General features: G+C 71.5%; 18 protein-coding genes and 2 pseudogenes. 8 read left to right on the top strand and 12 right to left on the bottom strand.

The window, feature by feature from the left end; all coding sequences use genetic code 11:
- Position 1: 1 nt before the first annotated feature.
- From Dvina_RS03710 to Dvina_RS03695, 4 genes and pseudogenes are all read right to left on the bottom strand, one after another.
- A pseudogene (locus Dvina_RS03710) lies at positions 2-670 on the bottom strand (ABC transporter ATP-binding protein); the annotation flags it as partial.
- Complete coding sequence (locus Dvina_RS03705; RefSeq protein WP_246656003.1) at positions 667-2,016, bottom strand: efflux RND transporter periplasmic adaptor subunit; 1,350 nt, start codon at positions 2,014-2,016, stop codon at positions 667-669. The gene Dvina_RS03705 and the pseudogene Dvina_RS03710, both read right to left, overlap by 4 nt.
- A gap of 50 nt (positions 2,017-2,066) precedes the next feature.
- Positions 2,067-3,485: a basic secretory family protein gene (locus tag Dvina_RS03700; protein WP_246656485.1), complete on the bottom strand. Its 1,419-nt coding sequence runs from the start codon at positions 3,483-3,485 to the stop codon at positions 2,067-2,069.
- A 108-nt stretch (positions 3,486-3,593) separates the two neighbouring features.
- Entirely contained in the window at positions 3,594-4,514 is a 921-nt protein-coding gene (locus Dvina_RS03695) for a proline dehydrogenase family protein (RefSeq protein ID WP_223100957.1), read from the bottom strand.
- 78 nt (positions 4,515-4,592) lie between these two features.
- Between Dvina_RS03695 and Dvina_RS03690 the strand changes: the two genes are divergently transcribed.
- On the top strand, positions 4,593-5,162 hold the full coding sequence (locus Dvina_RS03690) for a CGNR zinc finger domain-containing protein (protein WP_223100956.1): 570 nt from the start codon (positions 4,593-4,595) through the stop codon (positions 5,160-5,162).
- A gap of 186 nt (positions 5,163-5,348) precedes the next feature.
- Positions 5,349-5,549: a cold-shock protein gene (locus Dvina_RS03685; RefSeq protein WP_223100955.1), complete on the top strand. Its 201-nt coding sequence runs from the start codon at positions 5,349-5,351 to the stop codon at positions 5,547-5,549.
- A gap of 41 nt (positions 5,550-5,590) precedes the next feature.
- Here the strand turns inward: Dvina_RS03685 and Dvina_RS03680 are convergent, their stop codons facing one another.
- The gene (locus Dvina_RS03680; RefSeq protein ID WP_223100954.1) at positions 5,591-6,388 is read right to left on the bottom strand and encodes a sugar phosphate isomerase/epimerase family protein; all 798 of its coding nucleotides are present in this window, start codon (positions 6,386-6,388) and stop codon (positions 5,591-5,593) included.
- A gap of 49 nt (positions 6,389-6,437) precedes the next feature.
- Positions 6,438-7,367 (bottom strand): Ppx/GppA phosphatase family protein, encoded by a 930-nt coding sequence (locus Dvina_RS03675; RefSeq protein WP_223100953.1) that lies wholly within the window; start codon positions 7,365-7,367, stop codon positions 6,438-6,440.
- Positions 7,368-7,428: 61 nt separating this feature from the next.
- Here Dvina_RS03675 and Dvina_RS03670 point away from each other — a divergent pair, with 61 nt between their 5' ends.
- Positions 7,429-8,271 carry a DUF3109 family protein gene (locus Dvina_RS03670; protein WP_380027196.1) on the top strand — a complete coding sequence of 281 codons (843 nt, stop codon included), beginning with the start codon at positions 7,429-7,431 and terminating at the stop codon, positions 8,269-8,271.
- Here the strand turns inward: Dvina_RS03670 and Dvina_RS03665 are convergent.
- Complete coding sequence (locus Dvina_RS03665; protein ID WP_223100952.1) at positions 8,227-8,469, bottom strand: hypothetical protein; 243 nt, start codon at positions 8,467-8,469, stop codon at positions 8,227-8,229. The genes Dvina_RS03670 and Dvina_RS03665 overlap by 45 nt on opposite strands.
- An 80-nt stretch (positions 8,470-8,549) precedes the next feature.
- On the opposite strand from Dvina_RS03665, the gene Dvina_RS03660 reads away from it, so the two are divergent.
- Entirely contained in the window at positions 8,550-9,182 is a 633-nt protein-coding gene (locus tag Dvina_RS03660; protein ID WP_223100951.1) for a PilZ domain-containing protein, read from the top strand.
- Positions 9,183-9,204: 22 nt separating this feature from the next.
- On the opposite strand, the gene Dvina_RS03655 is transcribed toward Dvina_RS03660, so the two are convergent.
- Together Dvina_RS03655 and Dvina_RS03650 are read right to left on the bottom strand one after the other, a co-directional pair.
- Entirely contained in the window at positions 9,205-9,888 is a 684-nt protein-coding gene (locus Dvina_RS03655) for a response regulator transcription factor (RefSeq protein ID WP_223100950.1), read from the bottom strand.
- Positions 9,889-9,965: 77 nt separating this feature from the next.
- A pseudogene (locus tag Dvina_RS03650) lies at positions 9,966-11,012 on the bottom strand (sensor histidine kinase); the annotation flags it as partial.
- A gap of 207 nt (positions 11,013-11,219) precedes the next feature.
- Between Dvina_RS03650 and phoU the strand changes: the two are divergent.
- Entirely contained in the window at positions 11,220-11,882 is a 663-nt protein-coding gene (phoU, locus tag Dvina_RS03645) for a phosphate signaling complex protein PhoU (protein WP_223100949.1), read from the top strand.
- Between the two features lie 44 nt (positions 11,883-11,926).
- Here the strand turns inward: phoU and Dvina_RS03640 are convergent, their stop codons facing one another.
- Positions 11,927-12,679 (bottom strand): phosphoglyceromutase, encoded by a 753-nt coding sequence (locus tag Dvina_RS03640; protein ID WP_223100948.1) that lies wholly within the window; start codon positions 12,677-12,679, stop codon positions 11,927-11,929.
- Between the two features lie 65 nt (positions 12,680-12,744).
- Here Dvina_RS03640 and Dvina_RS03635 point away from each other — a divergent pair, with 65 nt between their 5' ends.
- From Dvina_RS03635 to Dvina_RS03625, 3 genes are read left to right on the top strand one after another with little or no spacing between them, the layout of a single operon-like run.
- Positions 12,745-13,959 carry an MDR family MFS transporter gene (locus Dvina_RS03635; protein ID WP_223100947.1) on the top strand — a complete coding sequence of 405 codons (1,215 nt, stop codon included), beginning with the start codon at positions 12,745-12,747 and terminating at the stop codon, positions 13,957-13,959.
- Between the two features lie 27 nt (positions 13,960-13,986).
- Positions 13,987-15,216 (top strand): MDR family MFS transporter, encoded by a 1,230-nt coding sequence (locus tag Dvina_RS03630; protein WP_380027201.1) that lies wholly within the window; start codon positions 13,987-13,989, stop codon positions 15,214-15,216.
- 10 nt (positions 15,217-15,226) lie between these two features.
- Entirely contained in the window at positions 15,227-15,538 is a 312-nt protein-coding gene (locus Dvina_RS03625; RefSeq protein ID WP_223100946.1) for an STAS domain-containing protein, read from the top strand.
- On the opposite strand, the gene Dvina_RS03620 is transcribed toward Dvina_RS03625, so the two are convergent.
- Positions 15,533-16,540 (bottom strand): alpha/beta hydrolase family protein, encoded by a 1,008-nt coding sequence (locus tag Dvina_RS03620; RefSeq protein ID WP_223100945.1) that lies wholly within the window; start codon positions 16,538-16,540, stop codon positions 15,533-15,535. The genes Dvina_RS03625 and Dvina_RS03620 overlap by 6 nt on opposite strands.
- Before the next feature lie 304 nt (positions 16,541-16,844).
- Positions 16,845-18,323 carry a glycosyltransferase family 39 protein gene (locus tag Dvina_RS03615; RefSeq protein ID WP_246656002.1) on the bottom strand — a complete coding sequence of 493 codons (1,479 nt, stop codon included), beginning with the start codon at positions 18,321-18,323 and terminating at the stop codon, positions 16,845-16,847.
- Position 18,324 lies beyond the last annotated feature (1 nt).

The raw sequence follows: 18,324 nt of genomic DNA, 5'->3' as shown, positions 1-18,324 counted from the left end.
CCACGATCTCGCCGTCGCGCATGATGATCTGCCGGTCCGCCCGCGCGGCCACCTCGCGGTCGTGGGTGACGATCACCAGGGCCACCCCCTGCTCGGAGTTGAGCGCCTCCAGCAGCGCGAGCACGGCCTGGCCGTTCTTCGTGTCGAGGTTGCCGGTCGGCTCGTCGGCCAGCAGCACCTGCGGGTCGGTGACGAGGGCGCGGGCGATCGCCACGCGCTGCTGCTCGCCGCCGGAGAGCTGGTTCGGGCGGTGGTCCAGGCGGTGGCCGAGACCGACCCGCTCGAGCATCGCGACGGCTCGCCGGCGCCGCTCGGAGGCTTTCATGCCGCGGTACACCAGGGGAAGCGCGACGTTGTCGACGGCGCTCGTGCGGGCCAGCAGATGGAACGACTGGAAGACGAAGCCGATGGTCTCGTTGCGCAGCCGGGCCAGCTCGCGCGGGTCGAGGCCGCCGACGTCCCGGCCGCCGAGCAGCAGCCGCCCCGACGTGGGCCGGTCCAGGCCGCCGAGCAGGTGCATGAGCGTCGACTTGCCCGAGCCGGACGGGCCGATGATCGCCACGTAGTCGCCGGCGTCGATGCTGAAGGTGACGCCCTTGAGGGCCGGGACGGTGACGCCGTCCAGGGCGTATTCGCGGGTGACGTTCTCGGCGATCAGGGCCGCCGTCATTGCGGCAGTTCCATGCCCTGCTTGACCTTGTCGGTGCCCCGCACCACGAGCTGGTCGCCGTCGGAGACGCCGTTGAGCACCTGGATGCGGTCCTGGCCGGAGACGCCGACGCTTACCGGCTGCTGGATCGCCTTGCCGCCCCGGACCAGCCACACGACGTCCTTGCCGCCGACGTTGAACACCGCCGCGGCCGGCACCGTCACCGCGCCCTGGATCGAGCGGACCTGCAGGTGGGCGACGGCGTTCATGCCCGGGCGAGGGGCCGGGGCCGGGCGGCCGTCGTCGTACTTGCCGGCGCCGAGCGTGAGCCGCGCGCGGTAGGCCACGCCGCCCCGGGCCGAGGTGGTCGGCAGCACGTCGGCCGAGCTCACCGTGGCGTCGTAGACCGCGCCGGGGGCCGCGTCGAGCTCGACGTGCGCGGTGATGCCGGGCTGGACGAGCAGCACGTCGGTCTCGTCGACCTCGGCCATCAGGCCCAGCTCCGACACGTCGACGACGGTGAGGATGGCGGTCCCGGCACTGACCCGCCCGCCCATCGGCACGGCCGGGTCCACCCCGGGGCCGCTGCCGGTGCCGCCCGCGCCGGCCGCCGCGGCCGGGGCCTGCCCGCCGGTGGCCGCCCCGATCAGGTCCGTGATCGACGGGGCGCTGGCGGCCGAGGTGCCGCCGAGCTGGATCACGCCGGCCACGGGGGCCCGCAGCGTGAGCTGGTCGACAGTGGACTGCGCGAGGTCGAAGGCGGACTGGGCCTGCGCCTTCTGGGCCTGGGTCAGGGCGGTCATGGCCTGGGAGACGCTGGCCAGGCCGCGCTGCACGCTCTGGATCACGGCCCGGGCCGAGGCGGCGGCCTCCTGGTAGGTGCGCTCGGCCAGGTCGATCTGGGTGACGAGCGTCGTGCGCACGGCGACGTCGGCGATCTGCGCGGCGGCGTTGCGGGCGTCGGCGAACGCCTTGGCCGCGGCGTCGTCGGTCTGTTTCTGCTGGGCCGAGAGGTTCTTGACCCCCACCGTGCCGCCCCCGGCGCCCTTGAGCGCGTTGAGGGCCTCGCCCGCCTCCTTGAGCCGCTGCTGCGCCGACGGCGAGTCGACGACCGCGAGCACCTGGCCGGCGGCGACGGTGTCGCCCGGCTTGACGCTCAGCGAGATCAGCGTGCCGTCGGCGGCCGCGGTGAGGGTGGCGGCGGCGCGGGCGGTGATGGTGGCCGGGGCGTCGACGACCTCGACGACGTCGGATCGCCCGGCGCTGCCCAGGCCGATGCCGGAGTCACCGCCGGTGCAGGAGGCGCCGGTGAGCGAGACGACGATCAGGACAGCGACCGCGGTCATTCGCGGGGGTACGCGAGACACCTCGCAAGTGTAGATACGTGAATTCCGCTTTTGCCGGGGTGCGGTGGAGCCTAGATGCGGCCCCGGACATAGCGGGCGCAATCGGACTCGACGTCGGTCCAGCCCATGCTGAACGCCTTCTGCGCCGCCGCGTCGAGAGGCAGGCCCTGCCGGGCGGCGTAGTCGAAGAAGTCGAGGAGCCGGTCCTCGCCGAAGCGGTCGGCAAGGTGCTGCAGCGACAGATAGGCGACCCCGTAGCGGCCGCTCACGTCGGCGGTCGTCGCGCCCGCGTCGGGGTCGTCGAGCGCGATCTCGCCCTTCCAGTGCCCGCTGCGCACGTAGGTCCGCACGTCCCCGAGCCCGTCGAACGGCTTGCCGCCGCCCTTCACCCGCACGTACTCCGCGATGCCCTCGACGAGCCACCACGTGTGGTCGTAGGCCTTCTCGACCCCGGCCAGGGTCACCACGTGCGTGAACTCGTGGCGCAGCACGTCGAGGGTCTGCTTGGTGTCGACCCGCGCGGCGTTGAGCACGATCTCGGTCGCGCTCGCGGTCAGCGGGAGCGCGAAGCCGGCCACCCACGCCTCCTGGCGGATGCCGTACCAGGACGACCACTCGTCCGGCCCGGCCAGGTAGACGACGTACCGCGCGGGCGGCGCCCCCCACCGGGCGAAGGTGTCGGTGAGCGCGGCCGCCTTCTCCGCCGCGGCGAGCATCGACGGCAGGCGGGAGGCGTACTTCGCGGTCGTCGACATCACCACCCGGTCGCCGACGGCCGTGCGCAGGTCGCTGACCTCCCACGGCCGCGGCCCGAGATCCTTCGACGTGCCGAACTCCAGCAGCGTGACGGCCGCGCCGGCGACCTTCCACCTCGTCGGCGCCTCCAGGCTCATGGGGTCGCACGACGGCACCACGAAGCAGTACTTGATCATGACGGTGGCGCTCGCGGTACCCCCGGCGTCGGCCTTGGCCTTGCCTTCGACAGTGGGCTGCCAGACCTTGACGTGCAGCTGCTGCAGCGACCCGAACCGGCGTGCGAGGTCGTCGCGCAGCCCGGCCGCACCGGGGTCGACCTGGCGCAGGAAGCCGTCCCGGTCGCCGGCGAGCAGCGCCGCCGCCTGGTCCTGCAGCGCCTGCCGGACCAGGCCGTCGAGCGATGCCGGCCGGGCGCCCGGGGTCGCGTCGGGTGGGCCCGACTGCACCCCGCCGTTCCTGGCGTTGGGCCGACCGGCCGCGTCGTGCCCGGCGGCCCCGGCGAGGCCCTGCCCGGCCATGACGGTGGCCCGCTCGTGGCGCACCGTGACGAACGCGATCGCGCTCGCCGGGGCGATGAGCAGGACGGCCAGCGCGGCGAGCAGTGCGGTCCGGAAGACGGTGCCGCGGCGCGGGGCCTGGGGCTGCGCAACGTAACGGTGGCGGGACCCTGCGCGCTGATGTGGGATGGACGGCCGGGTGGCGACGTCCGCCCGCGGCCCTCCATCCTCAATCATCACTGCCGGACCGTACGTGAACCCGTCAACCGGGCGCGTCGCCCTAACGGACGAGAAGCGACGTGATGTGACGAAGAGCCCGTTTCCTCAGGTTTCGTCAGACAGTTGTCATGCCCGCGAACGCAGAGCCCTGGCCAGGAACGCGACGTTGGCCGGGCGCTCGGCCAGGCGGCGCATCATGTACGCGTACCACTGCGTCCCGTACGGAAGGTAGACCCGCACGGTGTAACCCAGCCGGGCGAGGCGCAGCTGCTCCTCGGGCCGCACGCCGTAGAGCATCTGGAACTCGAACTCGTCGGGCGTGCGCTCGTACCACTTCGCGCGGTCCTCGCCGATGCCGATCAGCCGCGGGTCGTGGGTGGCCGCCATCGGGTAGCCGGCCCCCGCCATCAGCACGTTGAGGCAGCGCACGTAGGACTTGTCCACGTCGAGCCGGGTCTGGTAGGCCACCGACTCCGGCTCCTTGTAGGCGCCCTTGCACAGCCGCACCCGCGACCCGGCGACCGCGAGCTCCCGGCAGTCGGCCTCGGTGCGGCGCAGGTACGCCTGCACCACCGCGCCGGTGGTCGGGAACTCGGCGCGCAGCCGGGCCAGCACCTCCAGCGTCGAGTCGGTCGTGGTGTGGTCCTCGGCGTCGAGCGTCACCGTGGTGCCGGCCTCGCTGGCCTTGGCGCAGATCGCCCGGGCGTGCTCGTAGGCGACCTTCTCGTCGAAGAGCTGGCCGAGCGCGGAGAGCTTGAGGCTCACCTCGGCCGCCGGGGTCAGCTCGGCGGCGTGCAGCGCGTCGAGGATCTTGAGGTACTCGTCCCGGGTCGCCTCGGCCTGCTGGGGATTGGCGGTGTCCTCTCCGAGATAGTCGATCGTGACGGCGAGGCCGTCGGCGGCCAGCTCGCGGGTGCGCTGTAGCGCATCGTCCGCGTGCTCCCCGGCAATAAATCGGCGCACAATACTGCGGCTGACCGGGGCGGTTTCAACGAGCCGCTCGACCCTGTTTGAGCGGGCGGCGGCGAGGATGACCGATCTGAGCATGTGCCGAGCGTAAACAGATCCCACGACGTCCGGTGACGCGTGGTCGCCAGTGTGGCATTTCTTGACTACCTTGGTCGGGTGGACTTCGACGCGTATGCGCGGACCGCCGTCGACATCGTCAACGCGCCGCTCGAAAGCATGCAAGATCTCGCCGCACTATTCGGCGAGGACAGCTGGCAGACCGCCGAGGCGACGGAGCGCGATCTGGTCGCACTCCGGCGCGCCCGCAAGCGGCTGCGGGAGGTGTTCGAGCACGGGTCTTCCGGCCGGGATGTCGCGGCCGTCGCGGAGCTCAACGCGCTCCTGGAGGCATACCCGATGCAGCCGCGCATCTCCGGTCACGACACCCACGACTGGCACATGCACGTGACCGGCCGGGGCTCGTCGGTGAGCTCGGAGCTGCTGGCCGGCGCCGCGTGGGGCCTGGCGGTGTGGCTGTGCGAGCACGGCAGCACCCGCTTCGGCGTCTGTGCCGACGAGCGCTGCGGCAACGTCTACCTGGACACGTCCTCCAACTGCTGCCGGCGGTTCTGCTCGGAGCGCTGCGCGACCCGCTCGCACGTCGCCGCCCACCGCGCCCGCAAGCGCGCCGCGGAGACCGGCGCGCCGGCGGTCGGTGAAGCCGATCGAGCGGTCGTCACCGCATAAGTCCCGTAAAACGCCTCCGGCGCTGCTCACTTCGGCATATCTTGCGACATGTGGTTCGCTTTACCGCGCGTCTGATCATCAGGACACGCGGGGTTGGGCGATGCGGTGCCGATCCCTCCCGCGGATCGGCCCCCGACACCGGGTTCATCACCGGATCACAACGCCCTACGAAGGAGAAACAGCACCATGGCCCAGGGAACCGTGAAGTGGTTCAACGCTGAGAAAGGCTTCGGCTTCATCAGCGTCGACGGCGGAAGCGACGTCTTCGTCCACTTCTCTGCCATCGAGTCAGATGGTTATCGCAGCCTCGACGAGAACCAGCGCGTCGAATTTGAGATCAAGCAGGGTCCCAAGGGCCCCCAGGCGGAGGCCGTACGCAAGATCTGACCGCTGACGTTGCAAAAACGGCCCCGGCCCGGGGCCGTTTTTCATGCCACGGGAACGGCCAGGTGCTGGCGGGCGAATCGCAGCGACTCGGCCAGGTCGGCCTCGCGCTCCGAGCGGCTCCCGGCCTTGCGGGTGCCGACCTCGACCGCCACCGCGCCGGTGAAGCCGCGCACGTCGAGTGAGGCCAGCAGCTGCGCGCAGGGCATCGTGCCGCGGCCGGGCACCAGGTGCTCGTCGCGGGCCTTGCCCGAGCCGTCGCCCAGGTGGACGTGGGCCAGGTTGCCGGCCATCGTGTCGGCCAGCGCGATCACGTCGGTGCGCGACGCGGCGCAGTGCGAGAGGTCGAGCGTGTAGGCGTCGAAGCCGGTAAGGGTCGGGTCCCAGCCCGGCGCGTAGGGCACGAACTCCCGCCCCACGCCGCGCAGCGGGAACATGTTCTCCACCGCGAAGCGGATGCCCGGAAACTCGCGACCCAGGCGCAGCAGGCCGGAGGAGAACGTCCGGGCGTAGTCCCGCTGCCACGCGAACGGCGGGTGCACCACGACGACGTCGGCTTCCAGCGTGCGGGCCAGCTCGGCGGCCATGCGCAGCCGGACCCACGGGTCGGGGCTCCACACCCGCTGCGTGACCATCAGGCACGGCGCGTGGACGGAGCGCACCGGCACCCCGTAGTGCTTGACGAGCCCGGCCAGCGCGCCGGCGTCCTGGCTGACCGCATCGGACCAGACCATGACCTCGACGCCGTCGTAGCCGAGCTGGGCGGCCATCTCGAAGCCGGCCGCGGTCGGCTCGGGGAAGACCGATGATGTGGACAGCAGGACCGGAACTTGGCGACTCACCACTTCAGGCTAGCCCGGATCAACCAGCGCCTCCTGTCGATCAAGTCGATCACGACGACTCGAGCACTTCGAGGCGGCGCAGAATCACCCCTTCGCGCAGCGCCCAGGGGCAGATCTCGACCTCGTCGATGCCCAGCGTGCGCATCGTGACCTCGGCCACCACGGCGCCGGCCAGGATCTGGTGGGCGCGGCCCGGGCTGACGCCGTCGATCTCGGCCAGGGCGGCCGACGGCATCCGGCGGATGAAGGAGAGCACCTGGTGCAGGCCGGTGCGGGTGAGGCGGCGGGGCACGCGCAGGCCGGCGCCGGACGGCGCGGCCCCGGCCAGGCGGGCCAGGGTGCGGAACGTCTTCGAGGTCGCGACCGGGCGGTCCCAGCCGCCCTCGAGCAGGCGCTTGGCCGCCTTCTGTACCTCAGCCTCCGCATACGCGCACAGCGAGTCGACCGACGCGGCCGACGGCGGGTCGCCGTGCAGGCGCTCCCGGGTCAGGCGGCCGGCGCCCAGCGGCACCGAGAGGGCCACGTCGGGCTCCTCGTCGATGCCGGCCGCGAGCTCCAGCGAACCGCCGCCGATGTCCATCACCAGCAGCCGCCCGGCCGACCAGCCCAGCCAGCGGCGCACGGCCAGGAACGTCATGATGGCCTCGGCCTCGCCGGAGAGGACCTGGAGGTCCACGCCGGTCTCCTCGCGGACCCGGCGCAGGACCCGGGCCGAGTTCTTCGCGTCGCGCACGGCCGAGGTCGCGAAGGCCAGCAGATCGTCGGCCTCCAGGCGGGCGGCGGCGTCGCGGGCCTGCTTCACGGCCGCGACGAGGCTGTCGGCGCCGGCCCTGGTGAGGTCGCCGTCCTTGCCGATGCGCTCGGCGAGGTGCAGCTCCGCCTTCTGTGAGTGGGCGGGCCAGGGGTGCGCGCCGTGATGGGCGTCGACAACCAGAAGGTGCACCGTGTTGGAGCCAACGTCGAGCACGCCGAGTCGCATGGTCAAACGGTATCCGCGTGGGGTTTCGAGGGCATGCGGAGCACGGCGTACGCTTCGTCGAATGGACATCCACGTCGCGGTCGAGGTCGACGACCTCGAAGAGCCCGATCCCAGGGATCTTGAGGTCAGCCTCGACTTCCCGCGCGAGTGGCTCGAGTTCGCCGACCCGGCCGACGCCGACCATCTCATCCGGGCCGACCTGACGTGGCTGCTGTCCAACTGGACGTGTGTGTACGGCAACGGCTGTCACGGCATCATCGAGGGCCGGGCGGAGGAGGGCTGCTGCTCGCACGGCGCCTTCTTCACCGATGACGACGATCAGGAGCGGGTGCGCGCGGCGGCCAAGCGGCTGACGCCCGAGCACTGGCAGTACTTCCGGCGGGGTTTCAAGCGGTTCACCGAGACCGACACCATCGACGGCAAGAACAAGGCGCTGCGCACGGCGACCCGGCCCGGCGGCGGCTGCGTCTTCCAGAACGATCCGGACTTCGTGGGCGGGGGCGGCTGCGCCCTGCACGGGCAGGCCCTGCGCGACGGGGTGCACCCGCTGGAGTACAAGCCGGACGTCTGCTGGCAGTTGCCGGTCCGCCGCGATCAGGACTGGCGCAAGCGCCCCGACGACACGAAGGTGCTCGTCTCGACGCTCGGCGAGTTCGACAGGCGCGGCTGGGGCGAGGGTGGCCACGATCTGCACTGGTGGTGCACGTCCTCGCCGGAGGCGCACGTCGGGGCCAAGCGGCTCTACCAGGAGTACGAGCCCGAGCTGACCGCGCTGATCGGCAAGGCCGCCTACGCGCGGCTGGCCGAGCTGTGCGCCGCCCGGGCCGCGCAGGGCATGATCGCCGAGCACCCGGCCACGTCAAGTGCCCGGGCCCTGAAACTCATCCCCATCCGACCCGTCTGAGCGCGAGCGGGACCGGGCGCGGCGGGCCCGGGCGACCAGGGAGTAGCCCACGGCGGTCAGCGCCAGGCCGATCAGGATGCTCGGCAGCAGCGCCGGCCACCGCGACTGCGTGAAGGCCGTATACACGGAACTGACCGCCAGCAGCAGGCCGACGATCATCATGAACGTGCCGGCCGGGCCGGTGTTGAAGCTGCGCACCGGCCAGAACGCTACGGCAGCCGGGTGTGTCCCGGGACCGTAGTCCTCAAGTCTCGCCCGGGTGAGCCGAAGGTCCCGGCGTGACGACCCTGCCCGCGATCAACGCTCTGGTCGACGTGGTGCTGATGGACGGTGAGGCCTATCAGTCCCGCGTCGAGGACACGAGCGGCAAGCGCCTGACCGTGGCCGCACCGTTCGGCGTCCAGTCCGTCGACCTGCCGAAGCTCGGCGCATCGATGGAGCTGGCGTGGGTGGCGGGCGACCGGCGGCAGGCCGTCGACGTGCGCCTCGTGGAGCTCAGCCGGGAGCAGCCGCCCCGCTGGTCACTGGAGGCGATCGGCTCGGTCCGGCTGCAGACCCGGCGCAACTACGTGCGCGGCGGGGGTGGCGAGTGGGTCGAGGTGGTCCACGACGGCACGACCTACCAGGGCCGGATCATCGACCTGTCCGAGGGCGGCGCGCGGTGCCGGATGACCCAGGACCGCTTCGAGCGCGACGACCGGGTCGACGTCAAGGTCGCGCTGGAGACGGAGACGCTCACCCTGCGCGGGACAGTCCTGTTCGTGCGCCGGGATCACGAGAACGCCACCTACGACGTGATCATCACGTATGAGTCGACCGAGCTGATCGGCCGGGCGATCCGCGGTTACGTCCTGCGCCGTGAGATGGAGGAGCGCAGGCGCAACCGCGAATCGGTGGCCAATGCCGGTTAGGCACCCGGCCGGGTAGCGCTCATCAGGGCTCGAACTTGTAACCGAGGCCGCGCACCGTGACGATGTAGCGCGGCGCCGAGGGCTCCGGCTCTATCTTCGAGCGCAGCCGCTTGACGTGCACGTCGAGCGTCTTGGTGTCGCCCACGTAGTCGGCGCCCCAGACGCGGTCGATCAGCTGGCCGCGGGTGAGCACCCGGCCGGCGTTGCGCAGGAGCAGTTCGAGAAGCTCGAACTCCTTGAGCGGCAGCTGTACCGCATCCCCGCCGACCGTCACCACGTGCCTGTCGACATCCATGCGGACCGGGCCGGCCGAGAGCGTCGGCGGGGCCAGCTCGCCGACCGTGTCGACCTGGCGGCGCAGCACCGCGCGGATGCGGGCGACGAGCTCACGGGGCGAGTAGGGCTTGGTGACGTAGTCGTCGGCCCCGATCTCCAGGCCGACCACCTTGTCGATCTCGCTGTCCCGCGCCGTGATCATGATGATCGGCACGTTCGACTTCTGCCGCATCTGCCGGCACACCTCGGTGCCCGACATCTCGGGCAGCATCAGGTCGAGCAGGACGATGTCCGCGCCGGTGCGGTCGAACTCGGTCATCGCCTCGGTGCCGGTCGCGGCGATCGACACCTCGAAGCCCTCGCGACGGAGCATGTACGACAACGGGTCCGAGATGGACTCTTCGTCCTCGACCACGAGTACGCGCGCCAACGTGCTGTCCTTTCGTAGCTGCCGGGGAGCCGCACTGCGCTGCGAACCGCGGGTGGAAGGTTGCTGTTGCGTAACGATCATGGGGCCCCTCCGATCTCAACTGACGGCGGTAGCGCCAATGCGGCCTCCGTCGGACGCGATGGCAGCCGCAACGTGAACGTCGAGCCAACTCCCACGGCGCTCGTCACCGTCACGCGACCGCCGTGGTTCGTGGAGATGTGCTTGACGATCGCGAGCCCGAGCCCGGTGCCGCCGGTGGCCCGGGAGCGCGCCCGATCGGCGCGGTAGAACCGCTCGAAGATCCGGTCGATGTCCCGCGGCTCGATGCCGATACCCTGGTCGGCCACGGCGATGTCGACGTAGCCGTTGTCCTCGCTGACCGTCACGGTGACCGAGGTGCGCTCGGGCGAATACGCGATCGCGTTCTCGACCAGGTTGACCACGGCGGTGACGAGCTGGTTCTCGTTGCCGTAGACGGTGAGCCCGCGCACGCCCTGGAAGCGCAGCTCGATCTCCTTGGCCGAGGCCGGGGTCTTGGCCCGGTCGAGCACCTCGACGGTGATCTTGTCGACGTCGACCGGCTCCGGCTCGGGCAGCGGCTCCGCGCCCTGCAGCCGGGAGAGCTCCAGCAGCTCCGAGACCAGCCGGCCGAGCCGGGACGACTCGTGCTTGATCCGCTCGGCGAACCGGATGGCCGCCGCCGGGTCCTTGTCGGTCGCGTCCAGCAGCGCCTCGGCGAGCAGCTGCAGCGCCCCGACCGGGGTCTTGAGCTCGTGGCTGACGTTGGCGACGAAGTCGCGGCGCACGCGGGCGACCCGATGGGCCTCGGTGACGTCGGCCGCCTCGATCGCGACCCGGCCGCCGTCCAGCGCGACCGCGCGGACGTTGACGCCCAGCGGCTCGCCGTGGGTCAGGCGGGGCAGGTCGAGCTCGACGACGCGGGTGATGCCGGTGCGGCGCACCTGACCGGCGAGGGTGCGCACGATCGTGTGCGCCTCCTCGGCCGGGGCCGCGGCACCGGCCTGCCGCTGCCGGACCAGGCCCATGTCGCGGGCCGCCGCGTTGACGAGCACGGGTTTGTCGGCCTCGTCGAGGACGAGGACCCCGACCTGCAGCGCGTCGAGGATGTCGGTCATCGCCGGTCCCTCGGCTTTCGGCTGCCGGAACTTCCAATCCACGCTTCGATCGTAGGAGACCCGTTATCGCATCCAGCGTGCACTGAGGCACGAATCGGGCTCATGTGGTCCAGTGTTCACCCTGGTGGCGGCCAGTGTTTACCGGGGGCCACGGGTTCGGGCCATACGGTGGGTGCCACAAACGATGGGAGCACCATGCGCGACGAATACCGTGCCGATCTTCTACAGGTCAACAAGCTGCTCGTCTGGATGGCCGACGCGGTGCGCGCCGCGATGAGCCGGGCCACGAGCGCCCTGCTCAACGCCGACCAGACGGAGGCCGAAGAGGTCATCGCCCGCGACCCTGAGGTGAAGGCGCTCTACCGGCTGGTCGAGGACAAGGTGTACGACCTCTGTGCCCGCCAGGCGCCCGTCGCCTCCGACCTGCGGCTGCTGCTGACCGCCCTGCACCTGGCCGCCGACATCGAGCGGATGGGTGCCCTGGCCGTGCACGTGGCCAAGACCACACTGCGCCGGCACCCCGCCCGCGCGATCCCGGAGCCGCTGGTGGCGACGTTCGAGCAGATGGGCGCCACCGCCGACCGGATCGCCGGGAAGATCTCCACCGCCATCTCGAAGCTCGACGTGGTCGCCGCGGGCCAGCTCGACCGGGACGACGACGCGATGGACAAGCTGCACACCGACCTGTTCGGCATCATGTTCGCGGCCGACTGGTCCGAGGGCACCGAGGCCGCCGTGGACAGCGCGCTGCTCGGCCGCTTCTACGAGCGCTACGCCGACCACGCCGTCAACGCCGGCCACCAGGTCGTCTTCCTCGTCACGGGCGAGGCGCTCGGCAGCCGCGACGCGGCGCAGTAGACGGCAAAGGAGGCCGGCCCGGGCGGGCCGGCCTCCGAAAACCGTTACCGGCCCTGGTTCGCCACCGCGGCGGCCGCCTCCTTGGCCGCCTCCGGGTCCAGGTAGGTGCCGCCGGCCGTGACCGGGCGCAGCGCCGCGTCGAGGTCGTAGCGCAGCGGGATGCCTGTCGGAATGTTGAGCTTGGCGATCGCCTCGTCGGAGATGCCGTCGAGGTGCTTCACGAGCGCCCGCAGCGAGTTGCCGTGCGCCGCGACGAGGACCGTCTTGCCGTTGAGCAGCTGGGGCACGATCTGGTCGTACCAGTACGGCAGCATCCGGGCCACGACGTCCTTGAGGCACTCGGTCTTCGGCCGCAGCTCCGGCGGCAGGGCCGCGTAGCGGGCGTCGCTCGCCTGCGACCACTCGTCGTCGTCGGCGATCGGCGGCGGGGGCGTGTCGTAGGAGCGGCGCCAGAGCATGAACTGCTCCTCGCCGAACTCCTGGAGGGTCTGCTTCTTGTCCTTGCCCTGCAGTGCGCCGTAGTGCCGCTCGTTGAGCCGCCACGAGCGCTGGACGGGGATCCAGTGCCGGTCGGCGGTGTGCAGGGCGATCTCGCTGGTGCGGATGGCACGGCGCAGCACTGACGTGTGCACCACATCCGGCCGCAGACCGGAATCACGGATCAGCTCGCCGCCCCGGCGGGCCTCGGCTTCTCCCTGGGCGCTGAGGTCCACGTCGACCCAGCCGGTGAACAGGTTCTTGGCGTTCCACTCGCTCTCACCGTGCCGCAAGAGCACCAGTGTCCCGACTTCGCTCATGACGCCATCCTCCCGCACCGAATGCCTTCGACATCACGGGGCATCCGATGTAAGGATGCCAGACCGTGGCAGTCATTACGGGGAAGCAGCGCTTACCGAGTCAGTTCTGGGTGCTGTGGACGGCGACGCTCGTCAACCGGGCCGGCGGGTTCGTCGTCATCTTCCTCACGATCTACCTGACCACCCAGCGCGGCTTCAGTGCGGGCGCGGCCGGCCTGGTGATCGGCCTCTACGGCGTCGGCGGCGCGATCGGCGTCACCGCGGGCGGGCACCTGGCCGACCGCTGGGGCCGCCGCCCGACCGCGCTGCTGTCGCTGTTCTCGTCCTGCGCGGTCCTGCTCGCGCTGGGGCTGGCCCGCGGCCCGGCGCAGATCATGGGCACCGCGCTGCTGCTCGGCGCGGCCACGGAGGCGGCCCGCCCGGCGCTGGGGGCGATGATCGCCGACATCGTGCCGGCCGCGGACCGGATGCGGGCGTTCGGCACCTACTACTGGGCCATCAACCTCGGCTTCGCGGTGTCGGCGGCGGCCGCGGGCTTCGCGGCGAAGGCCGGCTACTTCACGCTCTTCGCGGCCGACGCGGCCACCACCGCGGCTGCGGGCCTGCTGGTGCTGTGGCGCATCCGGGAGACGAGGCCCCCACTCGTCGAGAAGACCGAGGCCGGCGGCGTCGCGGCCGTGCTCAAGGACCGGGTGTTCCTCGGGTTCGTGGCCTGCAACCTGCTCATCGCCCTCGTGATGCTCCAGCACCAGTCGATGCTGCCCCTCGCCATGGTCGACGACGGCCTGTCGAGCGAGACGTTCGGGGTGGTGATCGCCCTCAACGGGGTGCTCATCGTGGCCGGGCAGATGCTCGTCACCAGGGTGCTCACCCGGCGCCGCCCGGCCTATGTGATGCCGGTCTCGGTCGTGGTGGTCGGCCTGGGCTTCGGGCTCACCGCGTTCGCGCACACGCCGCTGCTGTACGCCGCCACGATCGTCGTCTGGACGGCCGGCGAGATGCTCAACGCGCCATCCACCGCGGCGCTGCTGGCCGGCCTGTCGCCGGTATCCATGCGCGGCCGCTACCAGGGCTTGTTCAGCCTGAGCTGGCAGAGCGCCTCGTTCCTGGCGCCGACGCTCGGCGGCCTGGTCCGCGACCGTCTGAGCAACACCGCGCTGTGGCTCGGCTGCCTCGGCGTCGGGCTGGTGGCCGCGGCCTGGAGCCTGGCCACCGCCTCGGCCCGCGAGCGCCGGGTCGCCGTGCTGACCCAGCGAGAAGTGGATAGGATCAAACTGTAAAGACGGTTAACTAAAGGACGACAGTACGTGCGCACCTGGTACCGCACCACGATCGGCGGCCTCCCCCGGCTCTACTGGTACCTCTGGACCGGCATGCTCATCAACCGCGTCGGCGGCTTCGTCGCGCTGGTCCTTTCGCTGTACCTCACCTCCGCCCGCCACCTCGCGATCCCGGTCGCCGGCCTCGTGGTGGGCCTCTACGGCATCGGCGGCATCGCGGGCGTCCTGCTCGGCGGCGTCCTGGCCGACCGCTGGGGCCGCCGGCCGACACTCCTGCTCGCCCACTTCGGCGCCGTCGCGGTCCTGGCCGGGCTGATCGTGGCCCGGCCCATCCCGGCGATCGCGGTGCTGGCCGCGCTGCTCGGCATGATGCACGCCATGCCCGGCCCGGCCTTCGTCGCCGCGATCGTCGACGTCACCCCGGCCGACGACCGCAGCCGCGCGTTCAACCTGCAGTTCTGGGCGTTCAACCTGGGCATGGCGGTCGCCTCCGTGCTGGCCGGCGCGCTGGCCGAGGTGAGCTTCACGCTGCTGTTCGCGGTCGACGCGGCCGGCACGCTGCTGACCGCCCTGCTGATCCTGGGCAAGGTCCGCGAGACCCGGCCGGCCCACCGCGCGACGGCCACGTCGGCCGGCGGCCTGCACACGGCCCTCACCGACCGCGCCTACATGCTCTTCGTCGGGCTGTCGCTGCTGCTGGCCGTGCTGAGCACGCAGACGTCGACGATCCTGCCGCTGGCCATCACCGCGGACGGGCTGCGGCCGTCGGCGTACGGCTCGGTGGTCGCGTACGCCGCGCTGCTCATCGTCGTCGGCCAGCTGTTCGTGCCGCGGCTCATCGGCCGCTGGCGCAAGGGCACCGCGCTCGCCGTGGCCAACGTCCTGCTGGGCCTGGGCTTCGCCGCCGTCTCGCTCGCCGACGGCATCCTGGGCTACCTCGCCGCCGCGACCGTGTGGACCGCCGGCTCGATGATCGCCGCCCCGCCCAACGCCGCGGTCATCGCGGAGCTGTCCCCGGAGGCACTGCGCGGGCGGTACCAGAGCGTCTTCTATCTGACGTTCCCGGCGGCGGGCTTCATCGCGCCCGCGGCCGGCGGGGTGAGCCTGCAGTACCTCGGCGCCTGGCACTGGATCGTCTGCGGCGCCCTCGGCCTGATCGCCGCGGCCGGGCACCTGCTGATCCAGCCGGCCCGCGAGCGCCGGGTGGCCGCACAGCTCGCGGCGGCCGAAGAGTTTGCGGTGCCGGTCGCCGGGTAGCGCCGCCGTCGTGGACGGTTTGTCGGCGACGCTCGAGCCCGCCTCGCCGGAGACCGTCGTCATCCGGCTCGCCGGCATCCTGGATCTGGCCACCCGGGAGCAGATGACGGCGGCGGTCCGGGCGGTCCTGCCCGCTTTCCGCCCGGACGCCCTGATTCTCGATCTGGACGCGGTGACGCTGCTGGACTCGGCCGGCCTCGGGGCCCTGGTCGGCTGCTGGAAGCTCGCCGCCGGGGCCGGCTGTGCGCTGCGGGTGCGCAACCCGCGCCCACTCGCCCATGCGCAGCTGGAGATGACGGGGCTGGCCGAGCTGTTCCTATAGCGTGCCGTCGTACTTCGCGGCGCCGTCGACGGTACCGTCGCCACGCAGCCGGGACTTCGCCGCCGCGTCGCCGTAGAGGCTGTAGCGGAACAGGTCGATCATCGACTTGCTCACCGCCGCCCCGCCCGCGTCGGTGCTCCACAGACCGGCGCTGTGGTCGCCGCCGAGCAGCGTCAGGAGGCCCTTCGGCCAGGAGGTGCCGTCGAAGAGCGATTTGCCGCTGCTGTACGGGACAGTGCCGTCGGCGTCGCCGTGGATGAACAGGACCGGGGTGGCGGCGCCGGAGAACTTGCCGCCCATCGAGCCCCCGGACACGATGACGGCGCCCTTGAGGCGGGCGTCGCGGGTGCTGCCGGAGAGCAGCCCGGCGGTGGTGTACCCGCCGGCGGAGTGCCCGGCCGCGCCGACGTGGGCGGTGTCGATCCGGCCGTTGAGCGGGGAGCCGGACTGGGCGTCGAGCTTGAGCACCTCGGTGATGACGGCGGAGGCGTCGGCGGGCTGGTTGGCCATGTCGTTCTGGTTGAACGGGTTCGCCTTGTCGTTGGTGAACGGGTAGGCCGGGGCGGCGACGACGAAGCCGGCGGTGGCGATCTTCTGGATGACCGACGAGTAGCCCTCGGGTGAGCCGTGCAGGCCGTGACTCCACAGCACCAACGGGTAGCGGCCGGCGGTCTTCGGGTACCAGACGACAGTCCGCAGCGTCCGCCCCGCCCTCGTGAACGTGAACGTGCTGTTCGTGATCGCGAAGGTCTGGGTGGGCGCTTTGCCGGAGTTCGCGGCCGCAGCGGTGCTGGCCGCCTTCGCCGACGGGGTGGTCCCCTGGGCCGCCAGGCCGGCGTGGCCGTCGGGGACGGCGCTGCCGTCGGAGCCGGCGAAACTTTCAGCCGCGGCCGCCGCGGAGGGGCTTTCCGGGGTGCTCGCCGGGGCGCTGTTTGCGGCCTGGGTCCCACAGCCGGCAAGTGTGCTCAGCACGAGGGCGGCGATCAGCAGGCGCCTACGCATGCGAGGAAATTACGGGCTGCGCGGCCCCGGCGTCTTTACGCGGGCCTTAAGTTTGCCGAAGGCTCGTAACCGGCGGCAGCGGGTGCGTGCACCCCCAGTCCACGGCACCCGCTGTGTGCCGCCGGTCTGCGATGACACGCCCCGCCCGGACACGTCATCGCGAGTGGGCCTTGCGGCCCGGAACACCCCCGCCGCTCCCCAACTCCAGGAATCGCCGGATCCGTCAACGACGTTACGCGGCAGTCGTTTCTTACGCCAATATGAATGGACTGTCGCCTCGCTCACACACGTGAAACAATTGAAATCAATCAAAATGTTGAAAGCGTGGCCACAGCTCGGTCCAGGTGCCGGTCCGGTCCCGGCAGACGTACACCCGGGCTGTTTGCTCCTCGTTGTCCACGCCGTAACCATTGTCGAGCCGCGCCTTCTCCACGCAGGAGCCGAACGCCCCGCGCCGGGCCGGGTCGCTCTGGGAGACCAGGACCACGACTGTCGCGGACTCCGGCGGCGGGCCGAGGTACCAGAGCTCGTTCTGTCCACTGTAGACAGCGGGCAGGCCGAGGGGCGCGCCGTAGCGGTCGAGCGCGCCGGCCTCGCCGTAGTTGCCGGTGAGCAGCACCGTGTGCGCCTGGTCGCCGGGCGGCAGCGCGTCGTAGACCGCCTTCACCTGGGCCACGTAGCGGGGCCAGCCAATCTCGTCGGCGATGCCCTGGTTCATGGCCGGGACCGGGGTCCGGCCGACGACGTCGATCGGCAGCACCGGCAGCGACGAGACGATCGCCACACCGCAGTTGACGATGACCGCCGCACCCAGCAGCCACCGCCGCGAGCCGCCGCCCGCGAGCCAGCGCTCGGCCGGGACCGCGCCGATGGCGAACAGCGCGGCCAGGAGCCCGAAGCTGTAGTACGGCTGGCCGGCGATGACGAACAGGAGCAGGAGCATGAGGGGGTACGCGACAGCGAACGCCCGCACCGCCCGCCACTCGGGCCGCCGCAGCAGGGCCACGATCCCGGCACCCCAGATCGGGACGAAGAAGGGGCCGAGCCACAGCAGCTGCAGCGGCAGCAGCGTGATCCGGGCGTCGTCGCCCTTGTTCTCGGCCAGCGCGTTCGCCATGTGGACCTGCGGGAAGTCGTTGGCGATCTGGTACAGCAGGTTCGGCAGCCCGACGACCACGGCGATCGCCGCCCCGGCCCAGAGCCACTTCGACGCCAGCACCCGGCGCGGGCCGGCGATCAGCAGGCCGGCCGCGAACGTCAGCAGCAGCAGGATCACGAGGTGCTTGTTGTACAGCGCGATACCGGCGACGAGGCCGGCCAGGAGGAAGTACCGGGGCCTGTCGCGCAGCAGCGCGCGCAGCAGGCACAGGATGACAAGCAGCCACATGACCAGGTCGGGCGCGGCGGTGATGGTGATGTGGCCGGCCACGAGCGGGAAGGTCGTGAGCGTCCCGGCCGCCGCCAGGGTCTGCGCGACGGCCCGGCCGCCGAGCTCGCGGGCGATGAGCGCCAGCAGGAACGCGGCCCCGGCCAGGAAGAACAGGCCCGGGATGCGGATCGCCCAGACGGTGTCACCGAAGAGCTCGATGCACCCCCGGACCATGAGCGGGGTGAACGGCGGCTGGTCGACATAGCCCCACTTGGGGTGCGCGCCGACCATGCGGAAGTACAGCTCGTCGCGGTGGTAGTCGTATCGGTCGATGGTGAGCAGCAGCAGGAGCCCCGTCAGGCCGGCGACGGCGCTCACCGGCCTCCACGCCAGGATTGGCCTCTCCTCGGTCACA

This window comes from Dactylosporangium vinaceum (assembly GCF_019904175.1).
GTDB lineage: Bacteria > Actinomycetota > Actinomycetes > Mycobacteriales > Micromonosporaceae > Dactylosporangium > Dactylosporangium vinaceum.
This window is presented reverse-complemented; position numbering and strand designations above follow the sequence as displayed.

Bases quoted from the DNA above. Each gene is read 5' to 3' on its own strand.
- Dvina_RS03700 (WP_246656485.1), bottom strand. From the start codon at position 3,485: ATGATTGAGGATGGAGGGCCGCGGGCGGACGTCGCCACCCGGCCGTCC.
- Dvina_RS03675 (WP_223100953.1), bottom strand. From the start codon at position 7,367: ATGCGACTCGGCGTGCTCGACGTTGGCTCCAACACGGTGCACCTTCTG.
- phoU (WP_223100949.1), top strand. From the start codon at position 11,220: ATGCGCGACGAATACCGTGCCGATCTTCTACAGGTCAACAAGCTGCTC.
- Dvina_RS03670 (WP_380027196.1), top strand. From the start codon at position 7,429: ATGGACATCCACGTCGCGGTCGAGGTCGACGACCTCGAAGAGCCCGAT.
- Dvina_RS03685 (WP_223100955.1), top strand. From the start codon at position 5,349: ATGGCCCAGGGAACCGTGAAGTGGTTCAACGCTGAGAAAGGCTTCGGC.
- Dvina_RS03695 (WP_223100957.1), bottom strand. From the start codon at position 4,514: ATGCTCAGATCGGTCATCCTCGCCGCCGCCCGCTCAAACAGGGTCGAG.
- Dvina_RS03640 (WP_223100948.1), bottom strand. From the start codon at position 12,679: ATGAGCGAAGTCGGGACACTGGTGCTCTTGCGGCACGGTGAGAGCGAG.
- Dvina_RS03620 (WP_223100945.1), bottom strand. From the start codon at position 16,540: ATGCGTAGGCGCCTGCTGATCGCCGCCCTCGTGCTGAGCACACTTGCC.